Annotated in this window: 14 protein-coding genes and 1 tRNA gene; 5 read left to right on the top strand and 10 right to left on the bottom strand. The window is 71.6% G+C overall.

Going from position 1 to position 15,634, the window contains the following annotated elements; translation table 11 throughout:
• The first annotated feature begins 13 nt into the window (after positions 1 to 13).
• Complete coding sequence (locus ABLE88_RS15440; RefSeq protein WP_348832585.1) at positions 14 to 787, top strand: ferredoxin--NADP reductase; 774 nt, start codon at positions 14 to 16, stop codon at positions 785 to 787.
• A 157-nt stretch (positions 788 to 944) separates the two neighbouring features.
• On the opposite strand, the gene ABLE88_RS15435 is transcribed toward ABLE88_RS15440, so the two are convergent.
• Positions 945 to 4,331: a YhdP family protein gene (locus ABLE88_RS15435; RefSeq protein WP_348832584.1), complete on the bottom strand. Its 3,387-nt coding sequence runs from the start codon at positions 4,329 to 4,331 to the stop codon at positions 945 to 947.
• Positions 4,332 to 4,657: 326 nt separating this feature from the next.
• On the opposite strand from ABLE88_RS15435, the gene ABLE88_RS15430 reads away from it, so the two are divergent.
• Both ABLE88_RS15430 and ABLE88_RS15425 read left to right on the top strand, forming a co-directional pair.
• Positions 4,658 to 5,131 carry a peroxiredoxin gene (locus ABLE88_RS15430; protein ID WP_348832583.1) on the top strand — a complete coding sequence of 158 codons (474 nt, stop codon included), beginning with the start codon at positions 4,658 to 4,660 and terminating at the stop codon, positions 5,129 to 5,131.
• Positions 5,132 to 5,228: 97 nt separating this feature from the next.
• On the top strand, positions 5,229 to 6,938 hold the full coding sequence (locus ABLE88_RS15425; RefSeq protein ID WP_348832582.1) for a sensor domain-containing diguanylate cyclase: 1,710 nt from the start codon (positions 5,229 to 5,231) through the stop codon (positions 6,936 to 6,938).
• On the opposite strand, the gene ABLE88_RS15420 is transcribed toward ABLE88_RS15425, so the two are convergent.
• From ABLE88_RS15420 to ABLE88_RS15410, 3 genes are read right to left on the bottom strand one after another with little or no spacing between them, the layout of a single operon-like run.
• Positions 6,928 to 7,746, bottom strand: coding sequence for a heme ABC transporter ATP-binding protein (locus tag ABLE88_RS15420; protein WP_348832581.1), 819 nt, complete (start codon positions 7,744 to 7,746; stop codon positions 6,928 to 6,930). The genes ABLE88_RS15425 and ABLE88_RS15420 overlap by 11 nt on opposite strands.
• A gap of 12 nt (positions 7,747 to 7,758) precedes the next feature.
• A complete protein-coding gene (locus ABLE88_RS15415; RefSeq protein ID WP_510182910.1) occupies positions 7,759 to 8,832 on the bottom strand; it encodes a FecCD family ABC transporter permease in 1,074 nt (357 codons plus the stop codon).
• 29 nt (positions 8,833 to 8,861) lie between these two features.
• A complete protein-coding gene (locus ABLE88_RS15410) occupies positions 8,862 to 9,791 on the bottom strand; it encodes a heme/hemin ABC transporter substrate-binding protein (RefSeq protein ID WP_348832579.1) in 930 nt (309 codons plus the stop codon).
• A 265-nt stretch (positions 9,792 to 10,056) separates the two neighbouring features.
• Here ABLE88_RS15410 and ABLE88_RS15405 point away from each other — a divergent pair, with 265 nt between their 5' ends.
• Together ABLE88_RS15405 and hmuQ are read left to right on the top strand one after the other, a co-directional pair.
• Complete coding sequence (locus ABLE88_RS15405) at positions 10,057 to 12,261, top strand: TonB-dependent hemoglobin/transferrin/lactoferrin family receptor (RefSeq protein ID WP_348832578.1); 2,205 nt, start codon at positions 10,057 to 10,059, stop codon at positions 12,259 to 12,261.
• Positions 12,262 to 12,298: 37 nt separating this feature from the next.
• Positions 12,299 to 12,634 (top strand): heme-degrading protein HmuQ, encoded by a 336-nt coding sequence (hmuQ, locus tag ABLE88_RS15400; protein WP_348832577.1) that lies wholly within the window; start codon positions 12,299 to 12,301, stop codon positions 12,632 to 12,634.
• Positions 12,635 to 12,703: 69 nt separating this feature from the next.
• Here hmuQ and ABLE88_RS15395 read toward each other — a convergent pair whose 3' ends face one another.
• The 6 genes from ABLE88_RS15395 to ABLE88_RS15370 form a co-directional block, all read right to left on the bottom strand.
• Positions 12,704 to 13,078: a ribbon-helix-helix domain-containing protein gene (locus ABLE88_RS15395; protein ID WP_348832576.1), complete on the bottom strand. Its 375-nt coding sequence runs from the start codon at positions 13,076 to 13,078 to the stop codon at positions 12,704 to 12,706.
• A 162-nt stretch (positions 13,079 to 13,240) separates the two neighbouring features.
• Entirely contained in the window at positions 13,241 to 13,843 is a 603-nt protein-coding gene (locus ABLE88_RS15390; RefSeq protein ID WP_348832575.1) for a DJ-1/PfpI family protein, read from the bottom strand.
• Positions 13,844 to 14,010: 167 nt separating this feature from the next.
• Positions 14,011 to 14,541 carry a transcription termination/antitermination protein NusG gene (gene nusG, locus ABLE88_RS15385; protein ID WP_348832574.1) on the bottom strand — a complete coding sequence of 177 codons (531 nt, stop codon included), beginning with the start codon at positions 14,539 to 14,541 and terminating at the stop codon, positions 14,011 to 14,013.
• An 11-nt stretch (positions 14,542 to 14,552) separates the two neighbouring features.
• Positions 14,553 to 14,750 carry a preprotein translocase subunit SecE gene (gene secE, locus ABLE88_RS15380; protein WP_348832573.1) on the bottom strand — a complete coding sequence of 66 codons (198 nt, stop codon included), beginning with the start codon at positions 14,748 to 14,750 and terminating at the stop codon, positions 14,553 to 14,555.
• Between the two features lie 244 nt (positions 14,751 to 14,994).
• Positions 14,995 to 15,071 (bottom strand) — tRNA-Trp (locus ABLE88_RS15375).
• 438 nt (positions 15,072 to 15,509) lie between these two features.
• Positions 15,510 to 15,634: EF-Tu C-terminal domain-related protein (locus ABLE88_RS15370; protein WP_510182864.1), on the bottom strand; the 125-nt coding region annotated here is incomplete at its 5' end.

Genomic DNA, 15,634 nt, shown 5'->3' with positions numbered 1-15,634 from the left:
ATTGGATTTCGCCATGAGCAATTTCAACGAAGAGACGGTGAAGAGCGTTCGCCACTGGACCGACACCCTGTTCTCCTTCACCTGCACCCGCGACCCCGGCTTCCGCTTCCTCAACGGCCAGTTCACCATGATCGGCCTGATCCTGGACGGCCGCCCGCTCCTGCGCGCCTATTCCATGGCCTCCGCCAATTACGAGGAGGACCTGCAATTCTTCTCCATCAAGGTAGCGAACGGCCCGCTCACCTCGCGCCTCCAGCACCTCAAGGTGGGCGACACGATCCTGGTGGGCCGGAAGCCCACCGGCACGCTGATCCAGGAGAACCTGCTGCCGGGCCGCACCTTGTGGCTGCTCTCCACGGGCACCGGCCTTGCCCCCTTCCTCTCGGTGGTGAAGGACCCGGAGGCCTATGAGCGGTTCGAGAGGATCGTCCTGGTGCACGGCACCCGCACCGTGGCCGAGCTCGCTTACGACGATTATCTCACCACCGTTCTGCCCCACGACGAGTTCATCGGCGAGATGGTGTCGCAGAAGCTGCTCTATTACCCCACCGTGACGCGCGAGCCGTTCCGCAACCAGGGCCGCATCACCGACCTCATCACCTCCGGCAAGCTGTTCGCCGACCTCGGCCTGCCGGAGATCAGCCCGCAGAACGACCGCATGATGCTCTGCGGCAGCCCGCAGATGCTCAAGGACGTGGTGGAGTTGCTGGAGCAGCGCGGCTTCAAGGAGGGCAGCGCCTCCGAGCCCGGGCACTATGTGATCGAGAAGGCGTTCGTGGAGCGCTGAGCGCCGCGCCGGAGCGCCGCTGGAAAATCGCTGTGCGGCGGCGATACCCCCCACCCTGCCCTCCCCCGCAAGGGGGGAGGATTCCCCGTTGCGCCCGGCCCGGCAGGGCCGCCGGCGCAGGGCGCGAGCGGCGCCCGCCCCGCCCTTCGCCCGCGCTTTAGCGGCTCGGCGGCTGGGCGCTCGAATCGCGGAATTCGAAGATCTTGCGCAGGAAGCCGGGCGCGACCGCCGACATGGGGTTGATGCGCAGCGTCGGGCCCGAGGAGATCGGGCCGACGATCTCGAACGTCACGCCCACCAGGCCCTCGTTCGGGCCGCCGCCGAGAAAGAGGCCGATCACCGGCAGCTTCGAGAAGATGTTGTTGAGCGCATAGGCCGGCACGAAGGTGCCGCGCATGGCCATGCGGTCGCCGGCGAAATCCAGCGTTCCGTCGAAGGTGGCGCCCACCGAGGGGCCCCAGATGGCGCCTTCGCGGAACGTCACCTTGCCCGTGGTGCGGGCGAACTGGGCCTGCGCCTTCTCGAACACCGCCGAGCCCGGCTCCGCCCGTCCGGAACTGTCGCGCGCGGCGCTGGCGAGGCGTTCGAGGCCGGGCTCGCCCTTGATGGCGAAGTCGCGGATGTGCAGCACCCCCTCCTGGGGCGTCTGGTCGGCGCGCGGCGGATCGATCACCAGCCACGCCTCGCCGCCCTGCACCTTGGCGTAGATGTCGAGGAAGCGCAGCATCGCCCCGGCGTCGGAGGTCGACAGGTGCAGCGCCCGCTGGCGCCCCTGCCAGGCGCGCATCTCGCCCGCCACCGCGCCGTCGCGCCCCGCCTTGGCGGTGAGCACGAAGCCGCGCATCTCCAGCCCGCGCCGGCTGGTCTGCAGCTCGAACTGGCGCAGCACCTCGCCGAAATTGCCGGTGAGCGCGCCGATCTTGGCCTCCACGTCCACGTCCGGCACCTTCTGCGGCTTCTTGGCGGACGGCGGCGTCGAGACCAGGCTCTTCATGATGCCGCGCGCGTCCATCACCTCGCCGGTGATGCGGATCTTGAGCACGTCGCCGGCGCGCTCCGCCCGCAGCGCGGCCTTGTCGCCATCCGACAATTGGAAGGTGGGGAATTGCGCGCCCACCAGTTGGCCGTCGTCGGACAGCTCCAGGGCGCCCTTCAGCAGCATGCCCGAGCCGTCGAGGACCAGGTCCTCGAGGCGCACCGTGGCGCCTTTATCGTTGAGGGTGAAGCGGGCCTTCAGCGGCTTTCCGGCCGGCTTGGAGAGGCCGGGGATGAGGTCCTGGATGCGCGCCGCGGCGAGGTCCACCTCGATGCTGGCGCGGGTGTCCTTGTTGTTGGTGGTGCCGACGAGGCGCACGCCGAGGACGCCCGAGATGCCGGGCACGTCCACGCCGAGGCGCTCGCGCGCGGCGTCGTCGAGGCTGGCGCTGACCCGGATGTCGGAATCGGCCACGTCCTTCTTCTTCTCGTACTCGAACGCCACCGGCGCGCCGCCGAGCTTGCCCTCGCCGCGCAGCACCACGCCGGCGGGCGAGGCGAACGCCTTCACCGTCGCCCCTTCCAGGCGCTGGCGGTGGAACACCTTGTCGACGCCGAAGTCGGTGAGCGAGGCCTCGAAGGAATAGTCGATGTCGGCTGGCAGAATCACCTTGCGGAAGGTGATGTTCACCTGCAACAGGGCCGAGAGCCGCCCGCGCGTGGTGGAAGGGTCGAAGGCGGTGCCGGTGGGCCCCTTCAGCGGCTCCATGCCGAGGATCTCGATGCCGGCATCCGCCGGTCCCTCGAACCTCACCGAGATCTGCGACGTCGGCTCGCGGGGAAAATAATCGGGAATCAGCATGATGCCGTCGCTGACCGCGAGCTTGCGGTTCTGCGGCGTCACCACGGTGCCCGACGGCATGGTGATGCGCACGCTGCGGCCGGTGACGGCGACGGCGAGCTTGGCGCCGGACACCGGCGGCAGGCCCTGGACCGGCCGCACCGTGACGCCGGATGCGGCGACCTTGAGGTCCACCGCGTCCTCGGGCAGCGGCACCTGCTTCTGGCCGATCAGGTCGAACGGCATGCGCACCGCCACCGTGAGGCTGTCGGCGGTGCCGGCCGACAGGTTCTCCACCAGGAACTGGCGCGCCGGCGGGGCGATCGACACCGGCCACACCCGCTTCAGCGTCGCCGCCGGCAAAGGGCTTGTGGTGGCGTCGAAGAACAGGGTCGGCACCGCCATGCCGAAATCGAAGGCGGCGGTGAAGGTCATGCTGCCCGTGGGGCCGCCGACGAGGCTCTTGTCGACCACGAGGCGCTTGTCCGGGCTGGTCCATCGGCCGGAGACCTCGACCCGGTCGAGGGTGACGGGGGGCTCCGGCATCTCTCCGGCGAGCACGATGCCGTCCGGGCCGAGCACGAACGGCCAGGGATCGCCGACCCGGGCCGGCACGGTGACGGCGCCCTTCAGGCCGATGCGGTTCTGCCCCTTGCTGGCGACGATGGGGCCGAGCGCGATGGTGCGGCGCGCCGGATCGAGCACCGCCTCGAGATGCGCCGCGTCGATGTGGAAGCGCTCCTCCTCCGCCTCGCCATTGCCGATGGCGCCGGCGCCGAGGCTCACGTCCGCCTTCGCCGCCTTCAGCGCGCCGTCGAGGCCGAGCCGGGCGCTGAGCGTCGCGTCGAGCGGCGTGTCCATGTAGAAGCGGCGGTGGTCCTGCGAGAACGCCTGGACCAGATCGCGGGTCGAGACATTGTCGAGCTTCATCTCGATGGCGCGTTCGCCGTCCTTGGCCGGGCCGATGCGCGCCACCGCGGTGGCGATGCCGTGCGGCCCCTGGGAGGTGAAGGTGAGCTGCGCCCCCCCGCTGGTGGGCCGGGCGAGGCGCACGCCGATGTTCTGGAACACGATGCGCCGGCCGGAACTCTCGTTCTCGACGATCAGCGTGCCGTTCTTGAGACCGACGTCGGCGAGCGCGCCGCCGTCGAAGCCGGCGGCCTCCAGCTCCTCCACCCAGCGGGCGAGCACGGTGAGCACCAGCGGATCGCCGGCGCCGGCGGCGGGGACCGCCGCCCCCTGCCCCGGGCCTTGGGCCGTGGCTCCGGGCGCGCCCTGCGACGGCGCGCCCGGCGGCGGCTCGGCGGCGGGGCGGGCGACCGGCGAGATCGGCTTGGCGCCGCGCCCGGTGGCCACCGCCAGATGGCCCGAGGCGGCGATGCGCACGGTCATTTCCGCGCCCACGAGGTCGATGCGCCGGGCCTTGGGCGCCAGCGAGAGCAGCGAGCCCTCGAGCTCCACCTCCGCGCTCGGCGCCGAGGCGAGCAGCTGGCCGTCCGGGCCGGTGACCTTGATGTCGTGCACCACCACCGCGGTGGCGCCGCCGTCCACGGTCTCGATGGTGGTGGAGCCGATGACCACCTTGTGGCCGCCGCCGATGCGCTCGGCGAGCGCCTGCTCGATATAGGGCGTGGCGATGTTGGCGGTGACGACGCCGGTGGCGACCAGCACGTAGAGCGCCACCGCCGCCAGCCCGCCGAGGGCGATGAGGGCGAGGCACGCGACCATGAAGATCCGCGCGAAGCGTCCCTGCGGAACGAGGAGGCCCACGAACCCGCGGCGGGCGCGGCGCGGCGCCCGCCGGAGCGGTGGCGGCTGTCTCACGGTGTCCCGCATGGGTCTGTCATCACCTCCCGCAACTGGCGGCTTCGGCCGGGATGCCCAGCCGGCCGTCGTGCGTCGACCCGCCATCCGCCCCCGGCGGCGCGACGCCTTCAATGAACCTATCCTGCCCGCGCGACGTAAAGATGAGGTAGATCAAGCCGCGTCGGCTACCCCCGGCGCAACATGGGCGCCTGTCCCCTATGGCGCCGAACACGTCGAAAGGAAGGCGAATGAGCAAATTTCCCGAGGTCGGCGCAATGGCACCCGCTTTCATCCTCAAGCGCGACGGCGGCGGCGAGGTCAAGCTCGCCGACTTTTCCGGCCGCAAGCTGGTGATCTATTTCTACCCCAAGGCCGACACCCCCGGCTGCACCCAGGAATCGATCGCCTTCAACGGCCTCAAGGACGCCTTCGCCAAGGCCGACACGGCCATCCTCGGCGTCTCGGCCGACCCGGTCCGCGCCCAGGACAAGTTCAAGGCCAAATACGACCTCGACTTCCCGCTCGGCTCCGACGAGACCCACGCCATGCTGGAGGCCTACGGCGTGTGGGGCGAGAAGAGCATGTACGGCCGCAAATATATGGGCGTCGAGCGCGCCACGTTGCTGATCGGCCGCGACGGCACGGTGGCGCGCGCCTGGCCCAAGGTGAAGGTGCCCGGCCATGCCGACGAGGTGCTGGCGGCGGCGCAGGCGCTCGCCTGAACCCAGCCGGCAAACCGTGTATCCTGAGCATGGCCGGACGCTCCGGCGCGGCGCCTGCGGCGCCGCGCCGGGCCGGGGAAGGATGGGGAGGACTTTCGTGCTCGACGGCCCGCGCCGGCGCCTAGCGGCCCTCGCCGACCGCATGACGCTGGCCCAGCAGATCGCCCTCGCCATGGGGGTGCTGTTCGCGCTCAGCCTCGCCGCCGTGGCCCTCGTCGCCGCGGCGACCACGCGCGACGTGGCGGTCGCCCGCATCGAGGACGAGATGCGCGCGACCGCCAAGGGCTTCGCCGGCCGCCTGGAGCAGGAGATGCGCGAGCGCCTCTCCGACCTCAGCTGGCTCGCCGCCTCCGAGCAGATGGGCGATCTGTGGAGCGCCGACCCGGCGCGGCTGCGCACGGTGCTCGACCAGCTCGCCGCCGCCATGGACCGGCGCGCCTGGATCGGCTTCGTGCGGACCGACGGCACCGTGGCCTCGGCGACCCGCGGCGCGCTGGAGAACCAGTCGGTGGCGTCCGAGAGCTGGTTCCGCGAGGCGCTCGCCGGCCCCACCTATCGCGATTTGACCGGCGGCGGCGCCGCCGCGCCGGCCACCTCCGCCCGGCCGGGGGCGCAGACGCCGCCCGCCGCCCTGCTCGCGCTGCCCGTGGCGTCCGGCCGCGGCGAGATCGCCGGCGCCCTGGTGGCCCAACTGTCGCTCGATTATGCCGACGCGCTGCGCCGCGATCTGGTGGGCGAGAGCGGCGGCCCCGTGCCGTCCGAGATCTGGCTGCTCTCGCGCGACGGGCGCATGCTGCTCGGCCCGCGTCCCGAGAGCCGGCCCTACGACGCCGCCGACGTCGCCCGCTTCCTGGCCGCGAAGTCCGGTGCCTTGGTGGAGGGCGAGGGCGCGCAGCGGATGCTCACCGGCTTCGCCGTGGCGGACGGCGACGCGCACGCCCCGTTCATCGACTGGATCGTCATCGCCCGCCAGCCGGCCCGCGTCGCCTTCGGCGAGGCGTGGGCGCTCGCCGGCGGCATTCTTGCCGTGGGGCTCGCGGTGCTGCTGCTCACCCTCGCCGCCGCGGCGCTGCTCGCGCGCCGCATCGCCCAGCCGCTGGTCGAGCTCACCAAGCGGGCCGACGCGGTGGGGCGCGCCGAGCGCGCCGCCATGCTGCCGCGCCAGCACGGCAGCCGCGAGGTGGTGCGCCTGTCGGGGGCGCTGCGGGCGCTGCTGCGCCGCGTCGGCGCGGCCGAGGAGCGCGCCAGCGCCCAGTCGGCCCAGCACGCCAAGGCGATCGGCGACCTGCGCCGGCTGGCCGAGACCGACGCCCTCACCGGCCTGCTCAACCGGCGCGCCTTCCAGGCCGAGGCGGCGCTGGCGCTCGCCGGGACGCGGGCGAGCGATCTGGTGGGCGTGCTGATGCTGGACATCGACCACTTCAAGCGGGTCAACGACACCTGGGGCCACAAGGCCGGCGACCTGGTGCTCGCCGCCGTGGGGGCGGTGATCGCCGGCGAGGTGCGCGGCGCCGACCGCGCGGCCCGCATCGGCGGCGAGGAGTTCGTGGTCCTCACCCGCGACATGGGGGCGGAGGGCCTCCTCAGCCTCGCCGAGCGGCTGCGGGCCGCCATCAACCTGCGCGACATCGACATCGGCCCCGGCCGGATCCGGGTGACGGCGAGCATCGGCGCCACCCTCGCGGTGCCGGACGACCGCGACGTCGGCGACGTGATGGAGCGGGCGGACATGGCGCTCTACGCCGCCAAGCGCGCCGGGCGCGACCGGGTCGAGCTGCGCGGCCCGCCGGCACGGCTCAGGGCCTGAGCCCCTCCATGCCGATGCTCTGCGGCAGCACGAACGGCCCCGGCGGCACCGCGCCCACCTTCACCTGCACCCCGAAGGCGCGCGCCAGCACCGCGTCGGTGAGCACCGCCGCCGGCGCGCCGTCCGCCACCACGCGCCCGCCCGCCAGCACCACCATGCGGTCCGCCACCATGGCGGCGAGGTTGAGGTCGTGCAGCACCGCCAGCACGCCGCCGCCGGCGCGCGCATGGGCGCGGGCGAGCGCAAGCACGGTGAGCTGGTGGCCGAGATCGAGGCTGGAGGTGGGCTCGTCCAGGAACAGGAAGGCGGGCGGCGCGGCGCCGTCGGCAAAGGCGCGCCGGCCGCAGTCGATCTGCGCCAGCACGCGGGCGAGCTGGACCCGCTGGCGCTCGCCGCCGGACAGGCTGTCATAGCGCCGGCCGGCAAAGCCCGGCAGGTCGACGCGCTGGAGCAGGCGCGCCACGTGGGCGGCGCGCTCGGGACGCGCCGCGCCCAAAAGGCCGACGCCGATCACCTCCTCCACGGTGAAGGGGAAGGCCACCTCGGCCGCCTGCGGCAGCACCGCGCGCCGCAAAGCGAGCGCGTGCGGCGCCATGGCGTGCACGTCGGCGCCGTCGAGGGTGACGCGGCCGCGGGCGAGCCGCATCTCGCCGGTGAGCGCCTTGAGCAAGGTGGATTTGCCGGCCCCGTTCGGACCGACCAGGACGGTGACGGTGCCCGGCACCACGTCGAGGTCGACGTCCGCCACCAGATGACGGCCGCGGATGGCGACGCCGACGCCGCGCGCGCTGAGGAGGGATGGGCTCATGGTGGACGCCTCCTAGCCCGCGAACGCCCGGCGGCCCATGAGCAGCCACAGGAAGAAGGGTGCGCCGATGAGCGCGGTCACCACCCCGAGCGGCAGCTCGGCGGGCGCGGCGATCATGCGCGCGGCGATGTCGGCGCCGAGCACCACCGCCGCGCCGAGCAGCGCCGAGGCGGGCAGCAGCGCCCGGTGCCCGGGGCCGATGACGAGCCGCGCCAGATGCGGCACCAGAAGGCCGACGAAGCCGACCACGCCCGCCGCCGCCACCGCCGCGCCCACCCCCGCCGCCACCGCGACCACGCAGACGCGCTTCAGGCGGTTGACGTCGATGCCCACGTGGTAGGCCTCCGCCTCGCCCAGCGCCATGGCGTCGAGCCCGCGGGCGAGCACCGGCGTGAGCGCCACCAGCGCGATCACGAACGGCGCCGCGAGCGCCGCCTTCAGCCAGGTGGCGCCGCCGAGGCTGCCGAGCGTCCAGAACAGGAATTCGCGGGTCTGCTGCTCGCTCGCCATGAACACCATCACGCCGGTGCCCGCGCTCGCCAGCGCGCCGAGGGCGAGGCCGGCGAACAGCAGCGTCGCCACCGAGGTGTGGCCGTCGCTGGTGGCGAGCCGGGCGATCAGGAGCGTGGTCAGGAGGCCGCCGGTGAAGGCCGAAAGCGACAGACCGAGCCCCTGGAGGCCGAGCGGCAGCAGGTGCGCCAGCGCGCCGCCGAACACCACCCAGGTCACCGCCGCGAGCGCCGCGCCGGGGGCGACGCCCACCAGCCCCGGATCGGCGAGCGCGTTGCGGAACACGCCCTGCATGATCGCCCCCGCCACCGCCGTTCCCGCCCCCACCAGGAGGCCGAGCACCGCGCGCGGCAGGCGCACGTCCATCACCACCACGCGCTCGCGCAAGGCGGCGCCGGCAAGCCCGCCGCCCTCGCCCCACAGCGCGTCGGCGATCACCGCCAGCACCCGGCCGGGGGCGATGGAGAAGGGGCCGATGGCGATCGCGCCGAGCAATGCGGCGAGCGCCAGAGCGGCGAACAGGACCAGCCCCGCCGCGACCGGACGGGGACGCTCGGCGGCGCCGGGGGCGGCCATCTCCAGGGCGCCCGGCGCGGGCTCGGCGCTCACTGGTCCCGCGTCCAGGCGCGCGGCGGAAGATCCGGAAGCGCCGCTCCCGGATGCAGCGCGCGGGCGAGGTCCAGCACCGCCTGCGGGGTGCGCGGGCCGAAGCCCAGCAGATAGGAGCCCCACATGGCGATGTGGCGCCGCTCGCGCGCGGCGGGCGTGCCCATGAAGGCGGGCAGCGCGAAGATGGTCTCGGGCGGAAGCTCCTGGCCGCCGCCCTTCATCACCACCACCGCCTCGGGATCTGCGGCCATGGCGGCCTCGTCCACCGCCGGCTTGTAGCCGTGGATGGCGGCCATGGCGTTGGTGGCGCCGGCGAGCTTCAGCATGGCGTCGGCGCTGGTGCCCGCGCCGCCCACCGTGGCGGCGCCACCGGATGCGGCGAGCACGAACACCGCCTTGGGACGGGTCGGCAGCGCCGCGACCGCGGCCTCGACCGCGGCGAAGTCGGCGCGCACGGCGTCCGCCAGCGCCCGGCCCCGCGCCGCCTCGCCCACCGCGCCGGCGACGGCGCGGATCTTCTCCACCACCCCCTCCGCGGTGTGGACCTCGGGCACGATCACCACCGGCACCGAGGCGGCCTTGAGCACGTCCAGGGTGGATTTCGGCCCGGCCCCCTCGATGGCGATGATGAGGGTGGGGCCGGCCGAAAGCACCCCTTCCGGCGACAGGGCGCGCGCGTAGCCCACCTGCGGCAGCGCGCGGGCGGCGGCGGGAAACTGGCTGGTCTGGTCCACCGCCACCACCCGGTCGCCCACGCCGAGGGCGAACAGAATCTCGGTGACGGCGCCGCCGATGGCGACGATTCGCGCGTCGCGGGCGGCGCCCGCGGCGGCGGCGTCCTGCGGCCGGACCTCGCTCGCCGCCGCCGCGCCGCGGCCCAGGACGAGCGCGAGGACGAGGGCGCAAATCAGGACCGCAATCCGCAAAGCGGGCACATTCGACAGATTCCAGATTGGCCTACACCCGACTGATTCCAACATGAGTCTCGCCATATATTGATTCATTCAAATTTGGAACAGATCTAAACAGATGATGACTCAGCACCGTCTTTGTATTAGTTCCCATGTTTTGTACTATGCATGTTATTTACTTGACCGCAATGCGTCGGCACGGTAGCCGAAATAGGGCAAGGCGGTACTCCTTGCGGCGCGCCACGCCCCCCTCGGGCGGTAGCCAGCCAGATCATCCGGAATGGAGAAGGTCATGGCGGACGGGCCGAGGCGGTCGGGCATTTCATCTCATCTGCGGGGGCTGCTGTTCACCGGCGCGGCGTCCGCGGCGCTGCTCGCCGGGGCGCCGGGCGCCTTCGCCCAAAGCGCCCAGCCCGCCGGCGCGGCCAGCGACGAGATCGCCCTCGACACGCTGACCGTGGTCGCCACCCGCTCGGGCGCCGAGCGCGCCGTGGATTCCCTCGCCGCGGTGAGCGTCGTCGGGCCGGGCGAGCTCGACCAGCTCATGCCCAGCACCACGCAGGACGTGTTCTGGGGCATGCCCGGCACCACGGTGCTGCAGAACGGCAATTCCACCCAGGCCTCGATCAACATCCGCGGCCTGCAGGATTTCGGCCGCGTCGCCGTGCTGATCGACGGCGCACGCCAGAACTTCACCCAGCTCGGCCACAATGACGGCGCCGGCTCGTTCTTCCTCGAGCCCGGCCTGCTGGCGGGCGTCGACGTGGTGCGCGGCCCGGTCTCCAACATCTACGGCTCGGGCGCCATCGGCGGCGTGGTCTCGTTCCGCACCAAGGACGCCGAGGACATCATCAAGGCGGGCCAGACCTGGGGCGTGGAGGCGAACGGCGAGTTCGCCGAGAACGGGCCCATGGGCTACGGATCGCTGTTCGCCGCCGCCAAGGTGGGCCAGAACGTCGACCTGTTCGTCGGCGGCACGGCGCGCAACCGGTCCGAATATGTCGACGGCGACGGCAACGAGGTGCCCGGAACCGGCTTCCAATCCTGGTCCGGCATCGCCAAGGCCACCTTCCGGCCGGCCGACTATCACGAGGTCAAGCTCACCGCGCTCGACTATGAGAGCTCCTACACCACCGCCAACGAATATCCCACCGCCGCCACCACCCAATATGCCACCGACGTCGCCAACCGGACCGTGACCGCGAGCTACAACTACAACAATCCGAACGACAATCTCTTCAACTGGCGCTCCAGCGCCTATTGGAACCAGGTCCAGCAGGACCAGGTGAAGGTGGCCGGCGGCTGCAGCAACGTGACCGGCTGCGAGGGCGACCCGCGCAGCTTCACCATCGACACGCTGGGCTTCGACGTGAACAACACGTCGCGCTTCCGCCTCGCCTCGACCAAGCACGCGCTCACGCTCGGCGGCGACTATTTCCACGACGACGTGCAGAACGTGGACAATTTCGGCTTCGGCGACGGCTACAACCCCTCGGGCGAGCGCTCCGTGGGCGGCGCCTTCGCCCAGTGGCAGGCCGATTGGACGCCCTGGCTGCAGACCATCGCCGCCCTGCGCTGGGACAGCTACTCGCTCACCAGCGCCACCGTGGACGGCACCAGCGGCGACCGCGTCTCGCCCAAGTTCACGGTCGGCATCTCGCCGTTCCAGTGGCTGACCTTCTACGGCACCTACGCGGAAGGCTACCGCGCCCCGGCGGTGACCGAGGCGCTGGTGAGCGGCGTCCATCCGCCGGTCAGCATCTTCTTCGACTTCGGCTTCCTGCCCAACCCCGATCTGCGGGCGGAAATCGGCAAGAACAAGGAACTCGGCGTCAACATCAAGTATGACGACCTGCTGGTGAAGGGCGACAAGCTGCGCGCCAAGGCCAACATCTACCGCAACGACGTCGACGACTACATCAACACGGTGTTTCTGACCGCCGGCGACTCGCCCGCCTGCGCCGCCACCGGCTGGGCGTTCTGCTACCAGTACCAGAACATCGCCGCGGCGCGGCTCGAGGGCTTCGAGTTCGAGAGCATGTACGACACCGGCACCTGGTTCGCCGGCTTCAACGCCACGGTCTCGAGCGGCGACGACGTCGAGAACGACCAGCCGCTCACCACCATCATGCCGAACAACGTGGCGACCACCCTCGGCACGCGCCTGTTCGACAAGAAGCTCACCCTGGCGGTGCGCTGGCAGTGGGTGGCGGCCAAGACCGCCGACCAGCTGCCCGACGACCTCACCCCGGCGCAGCTCGACGCCCTGGTGACGCCGAGCTTCAATCTCGTGAACCTCTATCTGGGCTATCAGGCCACCGCGTGGATGACCGCTGCCTTCTCGGTGGAGAACCTGCTCAACGAGCAGTACACTCAATACCAGCAGTATCTGCCCAGCGCCGGCCTCACCTTCAAGGCGGGTCTGCGCGTGATCCTCGGCGGAGGCGAGATCGCGGCGGCGACGCCCGCGAAGTACGTGAAATAGGCTCGCCGGTCCGGCGGCGCACCATTGGAGTTAGGGAATGTTCATTGCGACCAATCGTTTCAAGGTGAAGCACGGCTCCGAGGCGGAGTTCGAGAAGGTCTGGCGCGAGCGCGACAGCTACATCGCCGCGGTGCCCGGCTTCGTCGCCTTCGACCTGTGCCGGGGCGCGCAGAAGGAGGACCACACCCTCTACATCTCGCATACCGTGTGGGCGTCGAAGGCCGACTTCGAGGCCTGGACCAAGTCGGACGCCTTCCGCCTCGCCCACAAGGATGCCGGCGCCTCCTCGAACCGCGTGAACTATATCGGCGGCCCCGAGTTCGAGGGCTTCGAATCGGTGCTCTCGCTCGGCCCGAGCGAAAAGGCGGCCTGAGGCCGTCCGACCGCCCTTCGTGATCCTCCACCCCGGCGCGCTGTCGCGGCGCGCCGGTTTTTTTGCGCCTCAGGCGGCCGACGAAAGCCCGCCGCGCGACGCGCGGCGGGCCTCGCGCGCGAGGATCGCGTCCGCGTCCAGGCTGCGGATGGGGGTGCCAAGATCGCGCGGCACGTCGCCCGCGGCCTGCAGCGCCAGATAGCGCCCGCAGCACACCCTGAGGAACGAGGCGAAATTCTCCACCCGCTTGTGGGCGGCATCCACCTCCCCGTGCAGCCGCGCCAGAAGCTGCGGCAGGCTCATGCCGTCACGGGCGGCGATCTCGGCGAGCACGCGCCAATAGAAGTTCTCGAGCCGCACGCTGGTGGCGTAGCCGTTGAGGCGCAGCGATTTGAGCCGCGTCTGCCACAGCTCCGGGTCGGCCTCGATGAAGAGCTTGCACATGGTGTGCCTCCCTTGCGCGCCTGCCGCGGGCGGCGGGTCTCACCGCCGCTCCTCGCCCGCGCGCCGCCGCAGGCGGGCCCTGGGCCCGCCCGCCTTGCCGATCCTATGCCGGGTCGCGCCTTCGCGCGAGCCGCCCCGTGCCGCCGGGCGCGCCGCGCGGCCTCACGCCGCCTGGCGCTCCGCGCCGTGGAAAATGGCGGTGCCGAGCACGGCGAGGAACTGCGCCAGGAAGGCCGGGTGCGCCGGCCAGGCGGGCGCCGAGACCAGGTTGCCGTCGGTCACCGCGGCGTCGATGGCGATGTCGGCATAGGTCGCCCCCGCGAGTTCCACCTCCGGCCGGCAGGCGGGATAAGCCGACACGGTGCGGCCCTCGATCACGCGGGCGGCGGCCAGCAACTGGGCGCCGTGGCACACCGCGCCCACCGGCTTTGCCGCCGCGAAGAAGTGCCGCACCATCTCGATGGCGCGCGCATCGAGGCGCACATATTCCGGCGCCCGCCCGCCCGGGATCACCAGCGCGTCATAGCCCGCCGGGTCCACCTCGGCGAAGGTGGCATTGAGCGTGAAATTGTGGCCGCGCTTCTCGGAATAGGTCTGGGCACCCTCGAAATCGTGAACCGAGGTCGCCACCACGTCGCCGGCTTTCTTGCCCGGGCACACCGCGTGCACCGTGTGGCCCACCGCCAGGAGCGCCTGGAACGGCACCATGACCTCGTAATCCTCCACGAAGTCGCCGACGATCATCAGGATGCGCTTTGCCGCCATGGTTTCCTCCCTCACCCCGGACGCGGGGCCTCGGGGGAAGGATAGGCGCGCCGGCGGGGCGGCGGGTGTTATCCGGCTATAGCGCCGCGCCGGGTGCCGCAAACGCCAAGGGCGCGGACCGAAGCCCGCGCCCTCGGCAAAACCAATTGGAGGTGGAGGCGTGCGCCTCAGATCTTCTCCACCTGGGCGAACTCCAGCTCCACCGGGGTGGCGCGGCCGAAGATCGATACCGCCACCTTGAGGCGCGAGCGGCTGTCGTCCACCTCCTCGACGATGCCGTTGAACGAGGCGAACGGGCCGTCCGCCACCTTCACGGTCTCGCCCACCTCGAAGGTGATCGAGGGCTTGGGGCGCTCGATGCCTTCCTGCACCTGCTGCAGGATGCGCATCGCCTCGTTCTCCGAGATCGGCATGGGCTTGTTGTCGGCGCCGAGGAAGCCGGTGACCTTGGGGGTGTTCTTGATGAGGTGGAACGCCTCGTCGGTGAGGTCCATCTTCACCAGCACGTAGCCCGGGAAGAACTTGCGCTCGGTGTCCACCTTGCGGCCGCGGCGCACCTCGACCACCTTCTCGGTCGGCACGAGGATCTGCTCGAACAGGTCGCTCAGCCCGCGCTGGTCCGCCTGCTCGCGGATCGAGTCCGCCACCTTCTTCTCGAAATTGGAATATGCGTGGACGATGTACCAGCGCTTCGCCATGGGGTCTCTCCTCACTGGCCGAGGGTCAGGAGGGTCGACACGCCGAACCGGATGATCTGGTCGGCGATGAGGAAGAAGATGGCGGCGAGGAACACCATCACGAACACCATGGCGGTGGTGATGAGCGTCTCGCGGCGCGTCGGCCAGGTGACCTTCGCCGTCTCGGCGCGCACCTGGTTGAAGAACTCCACCGGACTGAGCTTCGCCATGTCTGTCACGGCGGCCCCTTGGGAAGACCCGGTGGCCGCCACCTCTCTCGTTGCGCGCGCGCCGCAATGAGCGCGCCGCGATGTCCTCTTTCCGCCCCGGACGCCCCTTGCGCAGGACTGCCGATGGCGGACGCGCCCAGGCCCGGCGGCGCATCGTCCGCGTGTGCCGTCCGTGCGCCTTGCGGGCGCACCCTACATGGCCATCCGGCCCTGACCCTTCAACCTCGTGCCCGCCGCCCGAAGGTGGCAGGAGTGGAGGGACTCGAACCCCCAACCCCCGGTTTTGGAGACCGGTGCTCTAACCAGTTGAGCTACACTCCTAAGGCCTTCCGGAGACCGCCCGGAGCCGGCCCAGACACTGGCCCCGATCCTGGCCGAGGGCTGGGCCTGGGGCCGGGGGCCTCGATCCTGGAGCCGGGACTCTGGAGCCTGGGGCCCGGACCCCCGATCCGGCGCCGGAGCCCGGCGGCGTTCGGGGTAGACTCCGCCGCGCCGGGAAGCGATCCCAGCGCAGCGGACGGCTGTGTTTAGAGGCCCGCGCGGCGCCTGTAAAGGGGCCGCGCACCGCGCCGCCGCGCTGTCCCCCTGGCGCCATAAGCCCAAAGGCGGCGCCGGGGCCGCAAAAAGGAGCGGCGCCCCGAGGGGCGCCGCTCGCGCGTCAGGCGATCCGCGAAAGCCGCGCGATCACTCGATGATGGCGGCGACGACGCCGGCGCCGCAACCCGTTCGCGCTTGTCGCGGACGGGCCGCTGGCCGCGATCACTCGATGATGGCGGCGACGACGCCGGCGCCGACCGTGCGGCCACCCTCGCGGATGGCGAAGCGCAGCTTCTCCTCCATGGCGATCGGCACGATGAGCGCCACGTCCATGGACACGTTGTCGC

Source organism: Xanthobacter luteus (assembly GCF_040049235.1).
Lineage (GTDB): Bacteria > Pseudomonadota > Alphaproteobacteria > Rhizobiales > Xanthobacteraceae > Xanthobacter.
This window is presented reverse-complemented; position numbering and strand designations above follow the sequence as displayed.